At 41.4% G+C, this 22,440-nt stretch carries 25 protein-coding genes; 10 read left to right on the top strand and 15 right to left on the bottom strand.

Annotated elements, in window-relative coordinates; all coding sequences use genetic code 11:
• Nucleotides 1–255: 255 nt before the first annotated feature.
• The 6 genes from porD to J4E06_RS17045 all read right to left on the bottom strand — a co-directional run bounded on the left by porD (nt 256) and on the right by J4E06_RS17045 (nt 5,067).
• Nucleotides 256–1,146: a type IX secretion system protein PorD gene (gene porD / locus J4E06_RS17070; protein ID WP_349525212.1), complete on the bottom strand. Its 891-nt coding sequence runs from the start codon at nt 1,144–1,146 to the stop codon at nt 256–258.
• Entirely contained in the window at nt 1,139–2,344 is a 1,206-nt protein-coding gene (gene coaBC, locus J4E06_RS17065) for a bifunctional phosphopantothenoylcysteine decarboxylase/phosphopantothenate--cysteine ligase CoaBC (protein ID WP_349525211.1), read from the bottom strand. The genes porD and coaBC overlap by 8 nt, the downstream gene beginning before the upstream one ends.
• Before the next feature lie 3 nt (nt 2,345–2,347).
• A complete protein-coding gene (locus tag J4E06_RS17060) occupies nt 2,348–2,674 on the bottom strand; it encodes a DNA-directed RNA polymerase subunit omega (protein ID WP_349525210.1) in 327 nt (108 codons plus the stop codon).
• A 24-nt stretch (nt 2,675–2,698) separates the two neighbouring features.
• Nucleotides 2,699–3,532, bottom strand: coding sequence for an outer membrane protein assembly factor BamD (locus J4E06_RS17055; RefSeq protein WP_349525209.1), 834 nt, complete (start codon nt 3,530–3,532; stop codon nt 2,699–2,701).
• A gap of 106 nt (nt 3,533–3,638) precedes the next feature.
• Complete coding sequence (dapA, locus tag J4E06_RS17050; protein WP_349525208.1) at nt 3,639–4,529, bottom strand: 4-hydroxy-tetrahydrodipicolinate synthase; 891 nt, start codon at nt 4,527–4,529, stop codon at nt 3,639–3,641.
• Between the two features lie 4 nt (nt 4,530–4,533).
• Nucleotides 4,534–5,067 carry a DUF6913 domain-containing protein gene (locus J4E06_RS17045; RefSeq protein WP_349525207.1) on the bottom strand — a complete coding sequence of 178 codons (534 nt, stop codon included), beginning with the start codon at nt 5,065–5,067 and terminating at the stop codon, nt 4,534–4,536.
• 7 nt (nt 5,068–5,074) lie between these two features.
• Between J4E06_RS17045 and J4E06_RS17040 the strand changes: the two genes are divergently transcribed.
• Nucleotides 5,075–5,896: a 5'-nucleotidase C-terminal domain-containing protein gene (locus J4E06_RS17040; protein WP_349525206.1), complete on the top strand. Its 822-nt coding sequence runs from the start codon at nt 5,075–5,077 to the stop codon at nt 5,894–5,896.
• Nucleotides 5,897–6,808 (top strand): metallophosphatase, encoded by a 912-nt coding sequence (locus J4E06_RS17035; protein WP_349525205.1) that lies wholly within the window; start codon nt 5,897–5,899, stop codon nt 6,806–6,808.
• 488 nt (nt 6,809–7,296) lie between these two features.
• Here the strand turns inward: J4E06_RS17035 and J4E06_RS17030 are convergent, their stop codons facing one another.
• The 4 genes from J4E06_RS17030 to J4E06_RS17015 are packed head-to-tail and all read right to left on the bottom strand — an operon-like array spanning nt 7,297 to nt 10,995.
• Nucleotides 7,297–7,590: a hypothetical protein gene (locus J4E06_RS17030; protein ID WP_349525204.1), complete on the bottom strand. Its 294-nt coding sequence runs from the start codon at nt 7,588–7,590 to the stop codon at nt 7,297–7,299.
• Nucleotides 7,587–9,587, bottom strand: a complete 2,001-nt coding sequence (ligA, locus tag J4E06_RS17025; protein ID WP_349525203.1) for an NAD-dependent DNA ligase LigA — start codon at nt 9,585–9,587, stop codon at nt 7,587–7,589. Before ligA ends, J4E06_RS17030 begins: the two co-directional genes overlap by 4 nt.
• Nucleotides 9,584–10,510 carry a peptide chain release factor N(5)-glutamine methyltransferase gene (gene prmC, locus J4E06_RS17020; RefSeq protein ID WP_349525202.1) on the bottom strand — a complete coding sequence of 309 codons (927 nt, stop codon included), beginning with the start codon at nt 10,508–10,510 and terminating at the stop codon, nt 9,584–9,586. Before prmC ends, ligA begins: the two co-directional genes overlap by 4 nt.
• Entirely contained in the window at nt 10,510–10,995 is a 486-nt protein-coding gene (locus J4E06_RS17015) for a GNAT family N-acetyltransferase (RefSeq protein ID WP_100818534.1), read from the bottom strand. Before J4E06_RS17015 ends, prmC begins: the two co-directional genes overlap by 1 nt.
• Nucleotides 10,996–11,025: 30 nt before the next feature.
• Here J4E06_RS17015 and ribD point away from each other — a divergent pair, with 30 nt between their 5' ends.
• From ribD to J4E06_RS16995, 4 genes are read left to right on the top strand one after another with little or no spacing between them, the layout of a single operon-like run.
• On the top strand, nt 11,026–12,078 hold the full coding sequence (gene ribD, locus J4E06_RS17010) for a bifunctional diaminohydroxyphosphoribosylaminopyrimidine deaminase/5-amino-6-(5-phosphoribosylamino)uracil reductase RibD (protein ID WP_349525201.1): 1,053 nt from the start codon (nt 11,026–11,028) through the stop codon (nt 12,076–12,078).
• Entirely contained in the window at nt 12,071–12,673 is a 603-nt protein-coding gene (locus J4E06_RS17005) for an HAD family hydrolase (RefSeq protein WP_349525200.1), read from the top strand. Before ribD ends, J4E06_RS17005 begins: the two co-directional genes overlap by 8 nt.
• Nucleotides 12,674–13,537: an EamA family transporter gene (locus tag J4E06_RS17000; protein WP_349525199.1), complete on the top strand. Its 864-nt coding sequence runs from the start codon at nt 12,674–12,676 to the stop codon at nt 13,535–13,537. It abuts the gene before it with no gap.
• Entirely contained in the window at nt 13,537–14,151 is a 615-nt protein-coding gene (locus tag J4E06_RS16995) for an IMPACT family protein (RefSeq protein ID WP_349525198.1), read from the top strand. Before J4E06_RS17000 ends, J4E06_RS16995 begins: the two co-directional genes overlap by 1 nt.
• A gap of 154 nt (nt 14,152–14,305) precedes the next feature.
• On the opposite strand, the gene J4E06_RS16990 is transcribed toward J4E06_RS16995, so the two are convergent.
• Nucleotides 14,306–14,704, bottom strand: a complete 399-nt coding sequence (locus tag J4E06_RS16990) for an acyl-CoA thioesterase (RefSeq protein ID WP_349525197.1) — start codon at nt 14,702–14,704, stop codon at nt 14,306–14,308.
• A 201-nt stretch (nt 14,705–14,905) separates the two neighbouring features.
• Here J4E06_RS16990 and dnaA point away from each other — a divergent pair, with 201 nt between their 5' ends.
• The 3 genes from dnaA to J4E06_RS16975 are packed head-to-tail and all read left to right on the top strand — an operon-like array spanning nt 14,906 to nt 17,534.
• The gene (dnaA, locus tag J4E06_RS16985) at nt 14,906–16,330 is read left to right on the top strand and encodes a chromosomal replication initiator protein DnaA (RefSeq protein WP_349525196.1); all 1,425 of its coding nucleotides are present in this window, start codon (nt 14,906–14,908) and stop codon (nt 16,328–16,330) included.
• A gap of 18 nt (nt 16,331–16,348) precedes the next feature.
• Nucleotides 16,349–16,801 carry a low molecular weight protein-tyrosine-phosphatase gene (locus J4E06_RS16980; RefSeq protein WP_349525195.1) on the top strand — a complete coding sequence of 151 codons (453 nt, stop codon included), beginning with the start codon at nt 16,349–16,351 and terminating at the stop codon, nt 16,799–16,801.
• Between the two features lie 4 nt (nt 16,802–16,805).
• Complete coding sequence (locus J4E06_RS16975; RefSeq protein ID WP_349525194.1) at nt 16,806–17,534, top strand: SAM-dependent methyltransferase; 729 nt, start codon at nt 16,806–16,808, stop codon at nt 17,532–17,534.
• Between the two features lie 46 nt (nt 17,535–17,580).
• Here J4E06_RS16975 and J4E06_RS16970 read toward each other — a convergent pair whose 3' ends face one another.
• The 4 genes from J4E06_RS16970 to dapF all read right to left on the bottom strand — a co-directional run bounded on the left by J4E06_RS16970 (nt 17,581) and on the right by dapF (nt 20,725).
• Nucleotides 17,581–18,228, bottom strand: a complete 648-nt coding sequence (locus tag J4E06_RS16970; protein ID WP_349525193.1) for a lysozyme family protein — start codon at nt 18,226–18,228, stop codon at nt 17,581–17,583.
• 160 nt (nt 18,229–18,388) lie between these two features.
• Nucleotides 18,389–19,432 carry an endolytic transglycosylase MltG gene (gene mltG, locus J4E06_RS16965; RefSeq protein WP_349525192.1) on the bottom strand — a complete coding sequence of 348 codons (1,044 nt, stop codon included), beginning with the start codon at nt 19,430–19,432 and terminating at the stop codon, nt 18,389–18,391.
• A complete protein-coding gene (locus tag J4E06_RS16960) occupies nt 19,422–19,955 on the bottom strand; it encodes a GNAT family N-acetyltransferase (protein WP_349525190.1) in 534 nt (177 codons plus the stop codon). Before J4E06_RS16960 ends, mltG begins: the two co-directional genes overlap by 11 nt.
• A complete protein-coding gene (gene dapF, locus J4E06_RS16955) occupies nt 19,943–20,725 on the bottom strand; it encodes a diaminopimelate epimerase (protein WP_349525189.1) in 783 nt (260 codons plus the stop codon). Before dapF ends, J4E06_RS16960 begins: the two co-directional genes overlap by 13 nt.
• A 136-nt stretch (nt 20,726–20,861) precedes the next feature.
• Here dapF and J4E06_RS16950 point away from each other — a divergent pair, with 136 nt between their 5' ends.
• Nucleotides 20,862–22,259 carry a S1C family serine protease gene (locus tag J4E06_RS16950; RefSeq protein ID WP_349525188.1) on the top strand — a complete coding sequence of 466 codons (1,398 nt, stop codon included), beginning with the start codon at nt 20,862–20,864 and terminating at the stop codon, nt 22,257–22,259.
• The last annotated feature ends 181 nt before the right edge of the window (nt 22,260–22,440 follow it).

Raw genomic sequence — 22,440 nt, 5'->3', positions numbered from 1 at the left:
GAAGATTTTACCCGTAAAGATAAACCTCTTTATAGAATTGCACTAACCCATTGTAGATTTCGATAAAATTCGTCATTTCGAGTGGATTTCACGATAGTATGAGTGAAATTTGTATCGAGAAAAAGAATTTTTGTCTCAAAAAAGTTCTCGATACATTTCGGCACCGCTCAATGCAACGCGATTTTTCGTTCCTCAAAATCACTCGAACCAACTCCCAGAACTAAGTTGTATGTTCAAAATGCACAACGGATTGCCCTAGTAATTTATCTCATTCCATGTCCCGGAATAAAATGGAGCTACTTTGTTCAGGGTTTCCTTGAGCTTAACAATGTCCACTTTGGGGCCATCGGAGAAGATATTCTGAATTTCCTCGGACTTGGCATCAAAAAAAGTTTGAATCAAAAAGGCATTGGGCCTACGGCTGATGAGCGTTTCAAACAAACGAAGGCTACCAGCTATGATTTGTTTGCCCGTACTGTTATTGTCCGCCAAGATATCGAGACCTTTTCTGTGATAGTTGTACATAGCGATACGATACTCCCGAAACGAGTTGCTCAAAAGATTGTCAACCAATTCAAAACGGCTACGGTCACCTGTATCCTGACTCCAACCACTGTAGCTGGAACTTTGTGCCTGGGTCACAATATTCTGGGCCCTACGGTAAAAATCGTTTCCGCCTTCCAAGGAGAACGTATCTGCATCCAATCCCAAAATAACATAAACATAGTACGAGATAACCCCTACCAAATTGGAATCAAAATTATTGGGATTATACACCAAAGGTTGAAATTCCTGATATTGAAAATTGAAGGAGTTGTCTTTATAATTAAAAACAGGGCTTTCGTAGGTGGTATTAAAAACGGGGCGTGTGGATTGAATCTGGATATTGGCCTCAAAACGGTCCGATTCGTATTGGGTAACGGTAATGAACATACGTGCATTGACCCGCTCATTTTCGCGGTACACCCTGTTTGTCCATTTACTTTTGTTCACAAAATCGTTAAGGGAGCGTTCCAAAGTCCTAAAAATCTGCTGATTGGTCTGCCCCACTTGGTCTGAGTTTACAGTAACCTGGCAATTCAATTCCTGTGCATAACTCCCAAAGGCAGCACACAATAGAAAAACGGAAAAAAGTATGTTACGCATGGATTCTGGAGATGATTTCTTCCCAAATATCGGAAGCTACTTCAGGCTTCGTCTTCAAATCAAACGTTTTTATCTCCGAATTCTTATCTATAAAGGTGATTTTATTTGTACTTCCGCCAAATCCTGCACCATCGTCTTTTAAAGAATTGAGCACTATGCCATCCAAATGCTTTCTTTTGAGTTTGCCTTTGGCATTTTCGAGCTCATTTTGGGTTTCCAAAGCAAACCCGACCAAGAATTGATTTTTCTTAATCTCACCAAGCGACATTAAAATATCAGGGGTTCGTTCCAGTTCTATCTTCATATCTCCCTCCTGCTTCTTTACCTTTTCCGAAGCGACGGTTTTAGGACGATAATCTGCCACCGCGGCGGCACAAATGGCAACGTTCATATCAGCATAATGTTCGTGACAGACTTCGTACATTTCCTGTGCTGAAGTTACCCGAATCAATTCGATATTTTTATGGTCGATGTTCAAATGGGTTGGACCTGAAACCAATATTACTTTGGCTCCCAAATTGGCTGCTTTTTTGGCCAGTTCAAATCCCATAGTGCCCGTGGAGCGATTTCCCAAAAAACGAACGGGGTCGATGGCCTCTTGCGTGGGTCCCGCAGTGATAAGTACTTTTTTATCAGTCAATGGCAACCCCTTGGACAAATCTGTCTCTATAAAACTGATGATATCCTCTGGCTCTGCCATACGTCCTTCCCCATGCAATCCACTGGCCAGTTCACCGGATTCGGCTGGAATCATTGTGTTTCCAAAAGATTGTAGCTTATCGAGTGAATTTTTGGTGGATGGGTGCTTGTACATATCCAAATCCATGGCCGGGGCAAAATAAACCGGGCATTTTGCGGATAAATAAGTGGCTAAAAGGAGGTTGTCGCAAGTGCCATTGGCCATTTTGGACAAGGTATTTGCCGTGGCGGGAGCAATAAGCATTATATCTGCCCAAAGTCCTAGCTCCACGTGGTTGTTCCAGGACAAACTGCCATCCTCTTCATTCACAAAATCCAATAAAACTGGATTTTTAGAGAGTGTGGACAGCGTGAGGGGAGAAACAAAAGAGCTGGCACTCTGGGTCATAACAACTTTGACCTGGGCACCAGCTTTAATCAATAAACGAACAAGAAATGTGGTCTTGTAGGCGGCAATTCCCCCGGATACTCCCAAAAGGATATTTTTACCGCGAAGCATTTCTTAAGCGTCTTTCTCTGTATTCCTGTAGTAGATTTTATCTTCCAACCACTCTTGTACCGCCAAAGCGTGTGGTTTTGGCAATTTTTCATAGAACTTGGAAACTTCGATTTGCTCCTTGTTCTCAAAAACTTCTTCCAAGCTATCACTGTAAGTAGCAAATTCCTCCAGCTTCTCCAGCAATTCCTTTTTTATTTCGGAATTGATTTGGATAGCTCTTTTTGCAGCTATGGAAATAGCTTCGTAAATGTTTTCGGTTTTCGCGTCGAACTCGTTTCTGTTGAGTGTTACTGTGGAAACCGGGGCCTTTGTGTTTTTCAAATCTTGCATGTGCAGTAGTTTAAAAACTAATTTTTATTTGGATAAGGAAGGTGTATATACGCTTAATTCCTGTCGAATTGTTTCCGCAAGTTTATCTGCTTCATCTTTAAATTTCGTCTCCGGAAAATATCGCAATAAATTATTATAAGAATCAAGAGCCTCTTCCAATCGCTCTTGTTGCTTGTCTATTGTACTGTTCAAAGCTAACACGGTAGTTGCTTCGATTCTATAGTAAAGGGCTTCTTCCCTGTAAACGGAACCGGGATTGTCGGTGATAAAATTATCCAAGGCCGTTATTGCCGATATCAATACAGGTAAATTAAACTTCCCTAATTTATTGAATTGCTTTGCAATCTCTATCTGTTTCTTCTCTTTTTTGGTGGTCAACTCCTTGGCCATGGCATTGGCCTCTTCAAAATATTCCGATTCCGAATAATTGTTGATAAAGGTTTGGAGCTTCAGCAAGGCTTTGTCCGTATCGGTTTGATCCAAAGAATATCTTGGAGAGAGCATATAATAACTTTTGGCCCCCAAAAAACTGGCTTCCTGAATCTTATCACTTCGCGGATACGATTTGATAAAACGTTCAAACTGATACCCTGACAAATAATAATCACCGTTTTTAAAATAACTGTCGGCAAAAAAGAACATGACCCGTTCTCCCTGGGGTTTCCCCACATAGGTAGGTGCAATCTGTTCGAACAAGCGAACTGCTCTTTTATAATCACCCTCATTGTATAGCTTCTCGGCCATTTCATATTTGGCCTTTGTATCGGTCTCCTTGAGCACTTTTTGGTACTCACTGCAGGAAACCAAAAGAACGGCTGCTACACAAAGAATTAGTATTGACCTCATTTTCAAAAACATTTTGCAAAATTAGTGATATTGAACGGATAAAAAAAGAATTTTCACCATTCAAATGTAAAGGGTAAGCTGGCCAATCCCCAATAATTTGGGCAACATTTAACGAACTTTAAGCATGTGCCCTGTCCAGCACTTTCAGCGAGGTTGCAATTTTCTCCTTTAAAGTGGGTGTTGCTTCCATCAAAGGCAACCTAACCGTTGCCCTGGAAATACCTTTCTGCTCAAGAATACTTTTGATGCCTGCCGGATTACCTTCTTCAAAAATAAGGGACATTAAAGTGGTTAGCTTATGATGGATGTCATAGGCGCCTTCTCCATTGCCTTCCAAACCAAATTTGATCATCTCTGAAAATTGTACGGGCAATCCTTGGCCCAGCACCGAGATTACTCCTGCCCCACCCGATAATACGCTCGGCAAAGCAGTGGCATCATCACCGGAAATCACCAAGAAACTTTCTGGTTTGTACTTGATGAGTTTATCTATCTGCACCGAATCTCCGCAGGCTTCCTTTATTCCAACGATATTGGAAAAGTCTTCAGCCAATCGCAAGGTGGTTTCGGGTAACATATTGCTTCCCGTTCTAGCAGGCACATTGTACATGACAACAGGGATGGGAGATGCTTCCGAAATTACTTTAAAGTGCTGGTATATTCCTTCCTGCGTGGGTTTGTTGTAATAAGGTGAAACGGACAAGATTGCTTCAAAATCCGATAGATCCAATGTTTTTAACTCTAGGGCCACAGCCATGGTATTGTTGCCCCCTACACCAAGTACCAAAGGTAGTCTTCCTGCATTGGTACGAACCACAACATCGACCACCAATTGTTTTTCGGCTTGTGAGAGCGTTGCAGATTCAGCGGTTGTGCCCAACACTACCAAATAATCCACGCCTCCTTGAATGTTGTATTCCACTACGCGCTCCAATGCATCAACATCTACCGATAAATCTTCTCTGAACGGGGTTATCAATGCCACTCCTGTTCCGATCAATTGTTCCATTTGTTCAAATTTCTTGTAAAATCTTTAAATACTTCTTTAACTCATCCTTGAACAACCTAAAATCGTTTATGGATGTATTTAAGATCAAATCGTTGACCTTGGGGTCCTGGGCGCCTAAACCTACTTTGAGACGAGCGGGAGTTTTTACCGACAACAACTTCATCATCAAATTATCTTCTTCGTAATAATTGATCAACATATCGTACTCCCTCCCCAAAAACTCAAGAACATAACCGTTCTCTATCTGCCCTTTCCATCCTAGGTCCTTATCCGAGAACATTTGGATGGCATACGGTGAGTTTTTGTCGTATTCCCTTTTGTAGCCAATAATTTTAATAGCATTGGGCCGTAACGCAAACTCATCAATAAGTTCGTAAAAGGCCTCTGCTTTTTGGAAATTATCCACGTCAACAATACAGCCGATGCTGGTAATTCCCTTTTCCCTGGCCACGGACCTTGGAGGCTTTTCCATTTCCTCCTTTAAATATTTTAGCCCGGATTTAACCTTAAATTTGTCCTGGAGTCCTTTCAAAAACATATTTTTGATGATTTTTACAAAGGTAAATAATCTACCAAGACGACTTAACAAAGATACGCACGTGAACAATCTAAAATTTAAACAATTTGTTGTATTTACAACTTTTTGTTTTTTTATGGCCTGTAAAACCGATACAGGTAAACTCGTCAAAATTGAGAGCAAGAATATTCCGGTAGATACTACAATTACCCAAACCGATTCTATTGTCAGCTTTGTGGAGCCCTACAGGAAAAGAATAAACGAGGTGCTGGACAGTACCTTGGCCTATGCTCCCAAGGCCCTATTGTTGAATGATGGCGATCGCACCTCATCCATGGGCAATTTAATGGCGGACATTGTTTTGGAACAAGCTGCCCCCATTTTTAAGTCCAGATCGGGCAAGCAAGTGGATTTTGTGGTGCTGAACGCCGGTGGTGTGCGCTCCATAATTTCCCAAGGCTATGTAACCGCCCGTAACGCTTATGAGGTAATGCCCTTTGAAAATTATATTGAAGTGGTGGAACTCAGCGGTTCCGCTACCCGACAGTTGATCAATTTTGTAGCCAAATCTCCCCGAAGGCATCCGGTATCGGGCATTGAAATTATAACCAACCAAGACCGTTCGCTGGAAACCGTAAACATACAAGGTCGACCTTTTGATGAAAATCGAAATTACTACGTGGCCACTTCCGACTATTTGGTAAATGGTGGACCGAGCGTTGGTTTTTTTGATGAAATGATTTCAAGAACAGCAACCGACTATCTTTTACGCAATGCCATCATCGACCATCTTAAAAAAGTAGATACCTTGAAAGCTGAAGCTGACGATCGCATAAAAATATTGAACTAAATGAAAAGAAGGGATTTCATATCAAACACTACTGCAGCCTCTACCCTGATTGGCCTTGGGGGCCTTAGTTTAAGTTCCTGCTCCAATTTTGGGAAAAAGAAAATTACTATTCTGCACACCAACGATGTGCACAGTCATATCGATACCTTTCCTTCTTCCCACTCCAGATACCCCAATTTGGGCGGGGTTGCCCGAAGGGCCACTTTGGTGGAACAGATTCGCAACGAAAACCCCAATACGCTGCTTTTTGATGCAGGTGATATTTTTCAGGGCACACCCTATTTCAACTTTTATGGAGGTGAATTGGAGTTTAAACTGATGAGCAAACTGAATTACGATGCGGCCACCATTGGCAACCACGATTTTGATAATGGTATAGATGGTTTGTTGGCACAAATGCCCAATGCCACTTTTGAGATGATTTCTGCCAACTACGACTTTTCCAATACCGTTATGGATGGTTATGTAAAACCTTTTAAAATTTATATGGTTGATGGTGTTAAAATCGGTGTTTATGGTCTTGGTATTGAATTGGACGGGTTGGTCACCAAAAAACTGTACAAGGATACGCAATATTTGAATCCTTACGAGATTGCTTTGGATACGGAAAAGCAACTGAAAGAAGAAGAGCAATGCGATTTGATTGTCTGTCTATCCCACTTGGGCTACAACTACAATAACCCAGAAATACCCTGCGATACCCGATTGGCACAACGGACGTTTTACACCAACCTCATAATTGGCGGACATACCCATACTTTTTTGGACAAACCCGATGTACGCACCAACCTAAACGGAAACTCCGTATTAGTGAACCAAGTGGGGTGCTACGGTATCAACCTTGGGCGTATCGATTTTTATTTTGACACGGACAAAAATGCTTCTGCCGAAGGCGTGAGTATTGTGGTTTGATACTCTAGGGTCTGATGATTCGATTATTGGATGATTCGATTGTTGGATGGATAAAAGAAAAAGGGCAAAAAGTAAAAGTAATAATTGATGATTGTTTATTGTGAAGTGTTTCGACACGAATTGCAATAATTGAGACTCATCAACTTCTTTGCCATTCTTAAAAACGTGAAGAATCTCATCAAAATTTACTTTTTCTTAGTCTCTTAAATAATGGATTCCTGCCTTGGCAGGAATAACAATGGACACGGATTTCACGAATAGCCACGAATGCTTTTCGCTTGAACCTAAAACTTACAATTGTAAAGGAGATTCTCCAGGCGCTTTACGCTTTATGTTCAGATTTCTCATTCTGATGCTATACATCTCATTTCGAAATGACTGAAGATTAAAAATTATGGTTGATTTTACCTTAGGATATTTCTATCGCTATGCTCTTTCAGAATGACGAGTACCCTATTGATAATTGTTCAATGTTGATTGTTTATTGATTAAAGGTTCGCTTTGACCAGAACTCTTAGCTCTTCGTCCAAACTGTATTCCGGAAAAGGCTTGTTGGCCCTTCTGTACCAATAGCCAGCGTTCCATTTATCACCTTCTTTGCGGTGCAGGTAGGCGTGAATCCAACTGCCCATTTGGGATTGAAGATCTTGTGCAATATTGTGTGAGCCCTCCCAATCCCCTTTTGCATCGAACCAAAGGGATTGCAAAGCATCTGGCCATTCTTTTGGCGGTCCCTTCTGTTCCAAGGTTGATTCAAATTCTTCGAAGGTTTTTGGTATCATGATTCAAGTTTTTGCAAAAATTCCTGTTCCGATATAATGGGTATCCCCAGGCTTTCTGCTTTCGTCCGCTTGCTTGGTCCCATTTTATCACCAGCAACCAAAAAACTGGTTTTTGAAGATACCGATGATGCCACTTTGCCCCCGTTGTCCTCTATCATTTTTTTCAAATCATTTCTACTGATGGTCTCGAACACTCCAGAAACCACAAACGTCTGCCCTTTGAGCAATTCGGTTTGATTCTCTAATTGTTCCTCTGACAATGAAAATTGTAATCCGTAGGATTTTAACCGGTCAATAATATCCATATTGACGGGCTCCGAGAAAAAATTGACTACGCTTTCGGCAATCCGTTCCCCTATTTCATCCACAGCAACCAATTGCTCCGGTGAAGCGGCCATCAATGCATCGATATTTTTGAAGGCTTTTGCCAGCTTTTTAGCTACGGTCTCCCCGACATATCGAATTCCCAAGGCAAAAAGTACCCGCTCAAACGGAATTTCCTTGGATGTCTGTACTCCATGCACCAAGTTCTCGGCCGATTTATCAGCCATACGTTCCAATGGCAGGATTTGTTCCTTGGTCAAAGTATAGAGGTCTGCATAATCATCTATCAGCCCCTCATTGAAAAGTAGCTCCACAGTTTCGCTCCCCAAACCTTCAATATCCATGGCCTTGCGGGAAATAAAATGCTGAATACGCCCTGTTATCTGTGGTGGACAACCAATGTCGTTTGGACAAAAATGCTGCGCCTCACCTTCCTTTCGAACTAATTCAGTGCCACATTCGGGACAGTGGGTAATGTACTCCGTTGGCTTTGAGTCTATTGCTCGCTTAGTAAAATCGACCTTTACAATTTTTGGGATGATTTCCCCTCCTTTTTCCACAAAAACGGTATCCCCTTCGCGGACATCAAGCTTCGCTATTTGGTCGGCATTGTGCAAGGAAGCACGTTTTACTGTAGTTCCCGCCAATAAAACAGGTTCTAGGTTGGCAACTGGGGTAATAGCGCCTGTACGCCCAACTTGATAGGTGATTTTATTTAAGATTGTTGTTGCTTGCTCGGCCTTGAATTTGTAGGCCATCGCCCATCTTGGGGATTTAGCGGTGTAGCCAAGCTCTTCTTGGTGCTGGATGCTGTTTATCTTTACCACTACCCCATCTGTTTCGTAGGGCAGATTGTGACGGTTCACTTCCCAATAATCTGCAAACTGCATTACTTCCGTTGTCGATTTACAAAGCTTTGCCACGGTTGGCACCTTAAACCCCCATGACCTGGCTTTTTCAAGAACCTCAAATTGAGATGTAGCTCCCAGATTTTCACCGGCAATACTATACAACAGACATTCCAACGGGCGTTGGGCCACCAAGGCGCTATCTTGAAGCTTTAAACTGCCAGATGCCGTGTTCCTTGGATTCATATACGGGTCTTCACCAGCTTCAACACGCTCTGCATTCATTTTCGCGAAGCCTTCGAGCGTCAAAATAATTTCACCTCGAATATCAAATTTTGGTGGATAGTCCCCCTTCAACTGTAAGGGAACCGATTTTATGGTCTTAATGTTGTTCGTTACATCATCACCTTGAAAACCATCCCCACGGGTAACGGCCTTCACCAATTGTCCATTTTCATAGGTTAGACTTATGGAAGCTCCATCATACTTTAATTCGCAGGTAAATTCAACTTCGGCATCACCCAAAATACGTTGAATGCGTTTTTCCCAATCCTCCAAATCTTCCTTGGAATAGGAATTATCCAAAGAATACATTCGATGCTCGTGGGGAACGGTCTCAAAATTTTTTGTGACCATTCCCCCTACCCGCAATGTTGGCGATGTTGGGTCCTTGAATTCTGGATGTTCCGTCTCGAGTTTTTGAAGCTCTTTCAGCTTCATATCAAATTCGTAATCGGAAATGGACGGCTCATCGAGCACGTAATATTTATAGTTGTGCTCCCTTAGCTCCTCGCGAAGGGACGTTATTTTATCTTGGATGTTCATTTTTTAATTGCTTTTAGCATTCTATCGTTGCCAAAAATATCTTTTCGCAGTTCAATTTCCGAAAAATTACGGGCATTGAAAAGTGCTTTGGTTTCCTCCCCTAAATATTGGTTGATTTCGAAGTACAGGCTTCCATTTTCTTTTAGATTATTCTCCGAAAAATCTATGATTGCTTTGTAAAACAACAAAGGGTCTTCATCCGAGACAAACAAAGCTGTATCTGGTTCAAAATCTTTTACATTTTTTTGGATTTTATTCTTTTCCAACTCTCTGACGTATGGCGGGTTGGATACAATTATATCAAAAGTAAGTTTAGAATCAATTTTTGGATTAAGAATGTCCTGATGCATAAACCCAATATCCACTCCATTTGATGCTGCATTTTTTTGAGCAACCTCCAGTGCTTCTTCAGAAACATCCAAGGCATAAACCTGCGCATCAGGAAGGTGTTTCGCCAAGGCAATGGCAATACAACCGCTGCCTGTGCCGATATCCAGAATGGTTATGGGTGAAGGGTTAAAGTCCTTACGGTTGTTATCTGAAATCCGACCTCCAATATCTGACTTCTGACTTCCGACTTCAGGCTTCCGACTTTTAACATCCTCCAAAATCCATTGGACCAACTCCTCGGTTTCGGGTCGTGGGATAAGGACATTTTCGTTCACCTGAAGCTCCAAATCCATAAAATGGGCTGCCCCTAATATATATTGAAGTGGTTTTTCCAACTTCAATTGGGACATTGCTTCAAAAAAGGGCTGCTCTTCTTCTTTGTTCAATGTTAGGCCAGGCTGAATGGCCAATATGAAGCGTTCCAATTTTAGGTAATATTCAATACAGGAGTAGAAAAAAGAATCGATTTCTTCTTTGGGATAGACTTTGCCCAACTCTTTATGGAAAATATCTTTGATTTCTTTGAGGAGCATTACAACTTTTTAAGCATCCAAACCGGACAGGAATAGTGACCTGTATTTCCCATTGGGGCATCTATATAATCAAAACCGTTCTTTTTGTACAATTTTTGAGCGGCTTCCATATAAGGCATGGTCTCCAGATAACATGCTTCAAAACCAAATTCCTTGGCCTTGTCCAAGCAAGCTTCGATCATTTTGGCACCAAGGCCCTTGCCCCTCGCCTCTTCCAAAAAGTACATTTTTTGAAGTTCACATACATTTCCATCGTAATTGTCCAATTGTGCAACACCTGCACAACCAATAATCCGCCCCTGATGCTCCACTACAAAGTAAGCGGCCTTTGGCACATTGTAATTAGAGTACATATCATCCAACGCCTTATCTGCATAGGCGGTTCCCACTTTGGGCACACCCATATCCTCAAAAACCTTCCGTATTACCTGGGCCACCTGTGCGTTGTCTTCGGGGGTTATTTCACGAATCACCGTATCTCCCATATTCTGTTTTTAATATTCTATTTTTACGGGGTGAATATACATCAAAAATACATCCTTCGTTGCATTGAGCTGGCCAAAAAAGGCCACGGAACCACGGCCCCAAACCCGATGGTGGGCTGCGTAATTGTCCACGATCAAAAAATAATTGGTGAAGGCTTTACCTCTCCCTACGGAGGTCCACATGCCGAAGTGAATGCCATCAACTCGGTCAAGGAAAAGAGTTTGCTGAAGGAATCATCATTATATGTTACTTTGGAGCCTTGTTCCCATTACGGAAAAACCCCTCCCTGTGCCAATTTAATTGCCCATCACAAACTCAAGGAAGTTTTTATTGGATTACAGGATCCCCACGACAAAGTAGCCGGCAAAGGCATCAAAAAATTGGAAGATGCAGGCTGCAAGGTCACAATAGGTGTTCTTAAGGATGAATGCAGGGAACATCACAAACGATTTTTGACCTTTCAAGAGAAAAGAAGACCTTACATTATCTTGAAATGGGCGGAGTCGGATAATGCTTTTTTGGCGCCCGATGCAACTTTACGAAAAAGCAATCCCGAACCTTTTTGGATTACCAATGCCCATTCCAAGCAGTTGGTGCACCAATGGCGCAGCCAAGAACAAGCCATTTTGGTCGGCACCCGAACCGTTTTGGAGGACAATCCCAAATTGACCACACGAAATTGGGCTGGCAAAGACCCCATTCGTGTTGTATTGGACAAAAATTTAAGGATTGATTCGAGTTTTCACATTTTGGATACATCGGTACGGACAATTGTTTTGACAGCGGTAAGGGATGAATCGTTATATATTAAAGGTATCGATTATGCTTTGCTGGATTTTTCAAAACCCTTGGCCGCTCAAATTTGTGATGTGCTACATCAACATAATATCACTAGCGTAATTATTGAAGGAGGGGCAAAAACGCTTCAAACTTTTATGGATGAAAACCTGTGGGACGAGGCTCGCATTTTTAAAGGTGCCATTTGTTTTAAAAGCGGTTTGCCAGCTCCGAAATTACAGGGAACTTTACAGCATCAATACAAGATATTGACCGATACCTTAACCTTTTATTCCAATGATTAAAAACATTATTCTCGATTTTGGCGATGTGCTCATCAATTTGGATAAACCTGCCACGGCAAAGGCTATGGTACAGCATGGGTTTACCGAGGTCACTCCAAATTTGGAAAGCTTGTTTCAGAATTACGAGAAAGGGCTTATCGCTTCTTCTGATTTTTTGCATGAAGTTTCTACTCATTTCCCAAATGCCAGTAGAGAGTATTTAACGCAAGCCTGGAACTCTATTTTATTGGATTTTCCGAAACATCGATTGGAGTTTATTGAGCAATTGGCGATAGAAAATCAATTTAAAATGATTTTGTTAAGCAACACCAATGACCTACATATCGAATGTGTAAAGGAAAAAATGGGGGTGGAGCGGTTCAACAGGTTTAAAGATGCGTTCGATGTATTCTACTTGAGCTACGAAATGGGGATGCGCAAACCGGACGTAGAAATCTTTGATTTTGTTTTACAAGAGAACAAGTTGACACCCGAAGAAACCTTTTTTGTGGATGATGTGAAAGAGAACACCAATTCCGCGGCTGCACTGGGCATTAATGTCTGGAACTTGCAAGTGGGCAAAGAGGACATAACCCAGCTAAAATCAAAACTGTAAATGGTATACCTTATCTTGAGCGTTCTGAGCTCCACCTTAATTTTCGTGGTCTTTAAACTGTTCGATGTTTTTAAAATCCAGACGCTATATGCCATTATCACCAACTATGTTGTGGCCTGTACGGTAGGTTTCTTTTTATATGATGGCCCCGTTGGCATAAGCGACCTTACTAACAAATCGTGGTTTATCGGCCCTATATTATTAGGTGTACTTTTTATTGTAATCTTCAACCTTATGGCCAAAACCGCTCAAGTTTCTGGTGTTTCCGTCGCCTCTGTAGCTACCAAAATGTCGTTGGCCATTCCCGTTGTAATGGGAATGTTGTTGTACGGTGAACAATTGAGCGCACTGCAAATTATCGGGATTATTTTGGCTTTGGTTGCCGTGTATCTGGCTTCGGTAAAAGTGAAGAGCATCAGGATAAACCGAAAAGCACTTATCCTTCCATTGCTCGTTTTTTTGGGCTCTGGAATCATTGACACTAGCATCCAGTATTTTGAGGAAATCCATTTGACCGATCAGGAAATTCCGGTTTTCTCATCAATGATATTTGGGTTTGCAGCCTTGACCGGTTTCATCTTTGTCGGTATTAAGTCGGTGAAAACTCCGTTGAAAATCAACTTCAAAAATATACTGGGGGGAATCGCTCTCGGAATACCGAATTATTTCTCTATCTATTTTCTTATTCGCGCCCTACGTTCGGACATTTTGAGCAGCGCTGCTATCTTTACTTTAAATAATGTCGCTATTGTAATGTTCTCTACTATATTCGGAATCTTACTCTTTAAGGAAAAGTTGAGCCTTAAAAACTGGGGCGGTGTTGCTTTGGCCATTTTGAGCATAATATTGGTAGCTTTGTTCTGATGGAGAAAAAAGAAGATGTTTATCGCACCGTCAGCAAACCTTCGCCCAAGATTTTATATAAAGACCGAAAAAGCAAATTCTATGCTGCGGTCCATCCCATTGCTTCGGAAGATGATGTAAAACCGATTGTGGAGGAACTTCGAAAAAAACACCATACGGCCAACCATGTTTGCTATGCTTGGCAATTGGGAACGGAAAAAAAAACATATCGGGCCAATGATGATGGGGAGCCCAACAATTCGGCGGGAATGCCCATCTACGGACAAATTCAATCTTTTGATGTCACCAATGTGTTGATTACGGTCACTAGAATCTTTGGCGGCACCAAACTTGGGGTCGGTGGTTTGATTCAGGCATACAAAACCGCTGCTCAAATGGCCCTGGAAAGTGCCAAAATCGTAAAAAGGACCGTAAAGGCTGAATTACGTTTGCAATTTGGATATCCTGTGATGGATATAGTTATGCGGACCATCAAACAGAAAGATTTGAATATTGTTTCCCAAAAAATGGAGTTGGATTGTGAGCTTACCGTTTCTGTTCGATTGAGCGAATTAGAGGAAACGTTCCAACTTTTCGATGAAATGCATGGTGTAGATGTGACAATAAGGGAATAATTGAATTTAGACTGCTTCAAAGTTAGATACAAGACCGCTGCGCTGTTAGATTCAGGACCGCTTCGCTAATAGATATGAGAACAAAGACTCCTGACTCCTAACTCCTAACTCCTAACTCCTAACTCCTAACTCCTAACTCCTAACTCCTAAAATATCAATCCTCTAATTTCTCTAAAATATAATCTGGACATTTTATGGGCTTGCCGGTTTTCTTATCCATAAAAGCCAAAACGGTGTTTGCAGTGGCCAATAGTTCACCAGACTCGTTCAACAGATTGTAGTCGAACTCGATTTTGACCATAGGTTTGGATTTCAATTTGGTCTGTATGGTTAGTAAATCATCATACAACGCAGACTTTTTATAGTTAATGTGTAAGGAAATTACGGGCAACATAATACCGTTATCTTCCATGCTCTTGTAGGTTATTCCCATGGCTCTTAACCACTCTACCCTACCCAATTCAAAATACTGTGCATAGTTTCCGTGATAAACAACCCCCATTTGGTCGGTTTCTGCATATCGAACCCGAAAAGAATATGAATTTAGACCCATTTTTAACTGAAAAATTATATATTTAAAGGCTTGTTTATTTTGAGGGTAACATGCGAAAAAAAAACAAAACTTTCAATGCGAATTTCATTTTTTTTTTAAAAGATTTGTTCACATATTTGTCGCATCCAATAAGCATCTTTTAACCCTTTAGATGTTTACTCTTAAGTTTAAAGCTAACCATTAAAACAAGGAAAAACTTCTATGAGTGCTACTGCTAATTCCGTATGGAACAACTGTTTGGCTTTTATCCAAGATAACATCCAACCGCAGGCATTCAAAACATGGTTTGAACCCATCAAACCAATAAAACTAACTGATAAGGCACTCAGTATACAAGTACCCAGTAAGTTTTTCTACGAATGGCTCGAAGAACATTATGTAAAGCTTTTAAAAGTTGCCATGACCCGCGAGTTGGGTAGCAATGCAAAGCTGATTTACGTTATAAAAATGGAAAATAAGTACGGTAACAAGGAACCTTTTACGGAACAAATTCCAAGTTCCAACCGTACGGCTGTGGGGCCACAGGAATTGGATGTGCCGATCACCTCCAAAAGTCCCGAGCTAAAAAATCCTTTTGTGATTCCCGGGATTCGAAATATAAAAATTGAATCCCAGTTAAATCCCAATTATAATTTTGACAATTTCCTGGAAGGTGACTCCAACCGTTTGGCAAGATCGGCTGGTATGGCCGTGGCCAACAAACCCGGAGGTACATCCTTTAACCCATTATTGGTTTTTGGTGGTGTTGGTTTGGGAAAAACGCACTTGGCCCATGCCATCGGAGTTGAAATTAAAGACAAGTATCCTGAAAAGACGGTGCTCTATATTTCTGCTGAAAAATTTACGCAACAATATATAGAGTCGGTCAAAAAGAATACCCGAAACGATTTTATCCACTTTTACCAGTTGATAGATGTTCTTATTATTGATGATGTACAATTCCTATCGGGTAAATCTGGAACACAAGATGTTTTCTTTCACATATTCAACCACCTGCACCAAAACGGCAAGCAGGTGATTTTGACATCGGACAAAGCTCCCGTGGATATGCAAGACATTGAACAACGTCTGCTGTCCCGTTTTAAATGGGGGCTATCGGCAGAATTGCAAAACCCAGATTACGAGACTCGCGTATCCATCCTGAAGAACAAGTTATACCGCGATGGGGTTGAGATGCCAGAAGACATCATAGATCACGTAGCCAAACATATTAAAACCAACATTCGTGAGCTGGAAGGTGCCATTATTTCATTGATTGCACAATCCTCTTTCAACAAGCGTGAGGTTACCTTGGAACTGGCACAACAAGTGGTTGAAAAGTTTGTAAAGAACACCAAACGCGAAGTGTCCATCGATTACATCCAAAAAGTGGTGTCGGATTACTTTGAAATGGATGTGGCCACGCTTCAATCCAAAACTAGAAAACGCCACATTGTTCAAGCTAGACAACTGGCCATGTTCTTTGCGAAGAAATTTACCAAGGCTTCCTTGGCCAGTATTGGATCTCAAATTGGAAAACGCGATCACGCGACCGTGCTCCATGCATGCAAAACGGTGGACAACCTTGCGGAGACCGATAAGCAATTCAGAAAGTACATTGAGGATTTGAGCAAGAAGTTCTCCTAACACTTCACAATAACATTTATGAAAACCAAAGTTTTGATGGTCTGCTTGGGAAACATTTGCAGATCACCATTGGCCGAAGGCATTTTACAGTCCAAGGTTGATTCCAAAGATGTTTTTGTAGATTCTGCAGGTACGGCCGGGTACCATATTGGCAATCCGCCCGACGAACGCTCTATCGCCGTTGCACGTAAATATGGACTGAGCATTGATAATCAGAGATGCAGGAAGTTTTCAAAACAAGATTTTTCCGAGTTTGACCTTATCTATGTTATGGATCGAAGCAATTTTTCCGATGTGGCCAGTTTGGCGGAAAACAAAGCCGAGACCAGCAAGGTAAAATTGTTGTTGAATGAGGTGGAATTGGGCATCAAAGAAGTGCCCGACCCCTATCATGGTGGTGATGATGGTTTTGAAAGTGTATATCAAATGATCGATAGCGCTTGCGAGGCAATTGCGAAAAAACTAAATTAACCCCATGGAAGAGGAAAAACCCGGTTTAGTCGTGGGCAAAATTTACTTGATTCCCACCACCTTGGGGGACAATGCACCTTTGGAAGTGCTGCCCATCTCCGTAAAAGGAACCATAGAACGCATCGACCACTATATTGTGGAAAATGAAAAAACGGCCAGACGCTTTATAAAAAGGGTAAGCCCAAACAAATCACAACCAGACCTCCACCTACAATTATTGAACAAGTACACCAACCCGGAAGAAATTCCATCATTTTTGGACCCCTGTATCCATGGACATGATATTGGGATTTTATCCGAGGCTGGTTGCCCTGGAATAGCCGACCCTGGCGCCGACATTGTTCGTGTTGCTCATGAAAGAAGAATTAAAGTGGTTCCGTTGGTTGGGCCTTCCTCCATTTTAATGGCCATGATGAGCAGCGGGATGAATGGACAGAGCTTTGCTTTTAACGGCTACTTGCCCATTGACAAAGCCGAACGCAAAAAAAACTTAAAAGGTTTGGAGCGATTGTCGCGGGACAAAAACCAGTCCCAGATTTTTATGGAAACACCGTATCGGAATAACAAGTTGGTAAAAGAGCTTCTAAAAACGCTTCAAAAGTCTACTAGGCTTTGCATTGCCTGCGATATTACTTTACCAACGGAGTTTATCTCAACAAAAAGTGTTCACGAGTGGGGCGAAATTGAAATAGATTTGGACAAAAGACCGACCATATATATAATTCACGCATAAAAAAAGCTCCGAAATTCGGAGCTTTTTTGTGCTACTTCTCTACCAATTAAACTTTGGCGTTTTTCTGTTGCTTGATTTTGGAAATATCGTATCCTGCAAATTTTTTCATATAATACGAGATATTACTTCCATAAGCATCAGTTACATCGTTTTGTCCATAAGATCGTAGATACTTCTTCACGTTTCCAGCCCCGGCCAAATGTGCCGCGGCCAAAATACCGGATTCCGTTACTTTGACACCTCCAATAGTTTTTCCGTTAAAGCGCTTGATGTCTCTTCTCAAAATCCATTTATTTCGGGCAATGTTGGCTTCAAAAGCCTTTTCCTGAAGTTCTGGGTTACCCAAAAATTCATCCATATCGTAAACCCCCATCAAATTTAGAGTACTGCTACCAAACTGGTATTTACCCAAATAACCCAATGTGTTTACGCTATGATATTTACCCTGGGATTCTTTAAAAGCGAGTGCTTCCTTAAAGCCATTAAAGGCTTTGCCCAGAAAAGGAGGTGGTGTAACCTCGTCCTCGTCAATAAGTGCAATGGAATCTTTCGGTGCAAAGATTTCCAAATTGGTCGTTACCTTAAGTGAATCAGGGATTTCAATATCCCTTTTATTCATTACGGTGTAAGAACCAAAACTTGTCAAAACTACGATCATGGCAAGATGCAGTATAAAACCTATCCATCTTTTCATAATGTTCATATTTGTGATCTCAATACTATATACGTATCAAAAATCAAATTGGCCGGCAAATATAGGGGGAGTTAACTTAACGGATACCCTAAAGCTCATAAAGATTTCTTAAATCAGCCTTAAAATACGTTAAAGTGATGAAAATCAACGATAAAGAGTGCTACCTCATTACTTTTTGTTGGTTCAACCAACGGGTGTACTGTACTTTATTTCGGTTGTGTTGCGCCAAGGTTTTGGCAAATATGTGGTACCCGAAGTTTGAAACATCGGCCACAAAATAGAGATAATCGTGTTTTTCAGGGTTCAAAACCGCATCAATGGATGAGATATCAGGCATCGTAATCGGACCTGGAGGAACACCTGCATATTTATAGGTGTTGTAAGGTGAATCCATTTCCAAATCCCGATATAGCACTCTCTTTATAATGGTATCGTAATTACCTGTTTCCTTTTTGATGGCATAGATTACCGTGGGGTCGGCCTGCAGCAGCATTCCCCTACGTATTCTATTCAGGTAAACTCCGGCCACCCGTGGACGTTCATCCACTTTGACGGTTTCTTTTTGAACAATGGCTGCCAAGGAAATGACTTCATTTGGGCTTAACCCAAGATTTTCAGCTTTTTGCAAACGTTCTTCGTTCCAAAAACGATCGTATTCGGTTCGCATTCTATTTCTGAAACTCTCCGCATCGGTATTCCAGAAAAACTCGTAGGTATTGGGAATGTACATGGCCAGCTTGGTGTCTTCGTCAAACTTGGTTTCTTCCAAAAAACTGGAATCATTAAAAGATTGAAGCAAGGAAAGACTATCGGCTTCAATTTGTTCGGAAATCCTGCCCGCCAGGAGTGCAACCGACTCCTGATTGTTGAACGACACCTGAACTGGAATATTGGCACTTCGCAGGGTATTGATAATCTCGTTGTTGTTCATCCCCTTTTTCAAAGCATATTTTCCAGCTTTAATGTTGGTCATATATCCTTTGCGCTTGGCGACAGCTTCAAAAGTGGATAGCTCCTTCAACAAAGGTTCCAATGAGGTTTTTACATCGGAAAAAGATGCATCCGTTTCAATGTAAACAAATGCTTCATCATTATTGAACTGTGTATTGGGGCTAAAAATGGCACTATAGATCTGATAGGCTACAAAACCGCAAATCAACAGCCCCAGAATAGCCGTTGCCCAAAGTACTTTTTTAAGATTCATTTGAGTTGATCTTTTGATACATTATTTCGTTCTTGAACCCTTTACTGGTTCTGATCCATTCTTTTTTGATGCCAACTTCTTCAAAACCCATTTTTTGGAACAAATGGATACTTGCTTCGTTATCTTCCAAAATATTGGCATACAACTGATGCAGGTTCAAGGTGGAAAAAGCATAGTTACATAAAAGTGACAGTGCTTCTGCGCCTGCCCCCTTGTTTCTGTCCCCAGGTTCAACAATCACGATTCCGATGCCCGCCCTGCGGTGTTTGGGGTCAAAATCGAACAAATCGATCAAACCAATGCAATCATCTTGATGATTACTTATGCAAAGTCGCAACTGCTTTACATCATAAATATCCCTATGAGCGTTATCCAGATACAATTGTAGTACTTTCTTGGAGTATGGTTTTAAGGTGCCGCTCACTTCCCAAACCGATGTATCGTTTTCCAGTTTGTACAAAAAATCGAGGTCGGTGGGCTCCAAGGCTCGCAAATAAACTTGTTGTCCTTTTAGATTGAGCATTCGATGGTTCCTTTAAATACTTGTATGGCTGGTCCTTTTAAAAAGATATTGCTGTATTTTCCATCCTTTTTCTCGAAAGAAATGGTCAAATCGCCCCCAACGGTATGGATATGTACTTCGTTGGCATCCGTTTTACCGGATTCGTGCATGGCCAAGGCCACTGCGGTAACGCCGGTACCACAAGAGAAAGTTTCACCTTCCACTCCCCTTTCGTAAGTTCGTACATCAAAAGCATTGTCCTTGGTCTGCTCCACAAAATTGATGTTGCTTCCGGACTCGCCGTAAATGCCGTAACGGAGTTTTTTACCTTCTTTTTGAACATCGAACTTTTCCAGTTCCTTTACCAACTGCACATGATGCGGGGAACCTGTATCCAAAAAACTATGGTTCTGCTTTTCGTGGACCTTGTCCACATCGATCATCTTTAAATTAACAATATCTCCTTCTACCGTAGCACGGTGCAATCCATCAACCGCATTAAAAGTGGCTTCTTTATCAATTACACCCAAATAATCGGCAAAGGCCACTAAGCAACGTCCACCATTGCCGCACATGCTGCTTTCCGCTCCATCCGCATTGTAGTACACCATTTTAAAGTCCGACATATTGTCATTTTCGAGCAGTATCAATCCATCCGCACCTATGCCAAATCTTCTATCGCAGAGTTCTGCAACAAGCTTGGTATTATTTTTGGGAAATATATCCTGACGATTGTCAATAATTACAAAATCGTTTCCCGTTCCTTGATATTTAAAAAACTGTAGTTCCATATTCACATCTACAAAGGAACAAATATATGGGATTCTTTAAGGTTTTTTTTGTAGTTAAAACAGCGTTAAACCGACTTAATCCAAAATTGAAATCTTTTAATTTTGATAAATCTAAATGTTAAATAATTATTGAATTATGAAGAAAATAGCGAGTTTATTCCTAGTCTCTGTATTTGCGGGAGCCATTACACTGGGAGCTTACAAATTATTTTTTGAGAAAGAAAGCTATAAATGGGTCACTTCGGAACAGGAAACTCCATTTGTGACGACCAGCAATTTGGACACCTCAGCCCGAGGAGCTGGAATCAATGAGGTTGATTTCACCTTGGCGGCTGAAAAAACGGTCCATTCTGTGGTCCACGTAAAAAATATGACCATAAGTAAAGGTCCATCCAGTATTGCTGAGTTCTTTTACGGTTATGAACGCCAACAAACCCCACAAGTGGGAACTGGATCTGGAGTTATAATTTCTCCTGATGGGTATATAGTGACCAACAATCACGTTATCGCCAATTCCAGTCAATTGGAAGTAACCTTAAACAATAACAAAACGTACGAAGCCGAAGTTATTGGCACCGATGCCGATACCGATATCGCTCTTTTAAAAATTGATGCGGAAGGGGCACTACCTTATTTGGCCTTCGGTGATTCCGACAACACCAAAATTGGCGAATGGGTTTTGGCCGTTGGGAATCCGTTCAATCTTACCTCGACAGTAACGGCGGGTATTGTGAGTGCCAAAGCAAGATCACTTTCCCCCAGAAGAACCCAATCCTTTATACAGACCGATGCTGCCGTTAACCCAGGTAACAGTGGGGGTGCTTTGGTAAATACCAATGGTGACCTTATCGGTATTAACACAGCCATTACTTCGCAAACAGGGTCTTACGTAGGGTATGCGTTTGCGGTTCCAAGTAATATTGCTAAAAAGGTAGTAGAGGATATAATGGAGTTCGGCAACGTTCAAAAAGGGCTTTTGGGTATTTCTGCTGCCAATACCAATTCGCCAGCCGCTATCGAAATGGGACTTGACCAATTGGAAGGTGTTTACATCGCTGGTGTGGAAGAGGAATCGGGAGCTGATGATGCCGGTTTGATGGAAGGTGATGTCATCAAAAAGGTAGACAATATCGAAATCGGTAAATTCTCCGAGCTTACCGGTTACCTTTCTGCAAAAAGACCAGGTGATATAGTTCAGGTAACATTGGACCGGGATGGAAAAAGCTTGGTGAAAAACGTGACCTTAAAAAAGCAGAATAGTGTTATTCTCCCCGCCACGTCGTTCAGAGTAAAAAACCTATCAAAAGAGGACATAAAAAAGTTCGGGGTATCCAAAGGTGTAAAAATCACTGATGTCCCTCAAGGATATGGAAAATATGACCTAAGAAACAAAGTCATAATTGAAGTTGACGGAAACAAAGTCAATAATATAGAGGATGCTAAAAAGTACTTTGGTGAAATTACGCGATATGGCCGGACCAGCTTTACCATGATCAATGAAGATGGTGAAAAGGAACACATGATACTTCAGTAAAGTGCTGAAAAAACACTTAAAAGCGTCTTTTAAAAGGCGCTTTTTTTATATGCAATGACCCGTCCTGAAATAAGTTGACAACAATTCGACTTATTTATGGAATCATCAACAAACAAAACAGTTAAGCGGACCCAAAAGGATTACAACTTAGGCTTTAAATTGGCAGTAGTATCCCAGGTGG

It is taken from the genome of Allomuricauda sp. NFXS6 (genome assembly GCF_040148835.1).
In the GTDB taxonomy this organism is placed as follows: Bacteria; Bacteroidota; Bacteroidia; order Flavobacteriales; family Flavobacteriaceae; genus Flagellimonas.
This window is presented reverse-complemented; position numbering and strand designations above follow the sequence as displayed.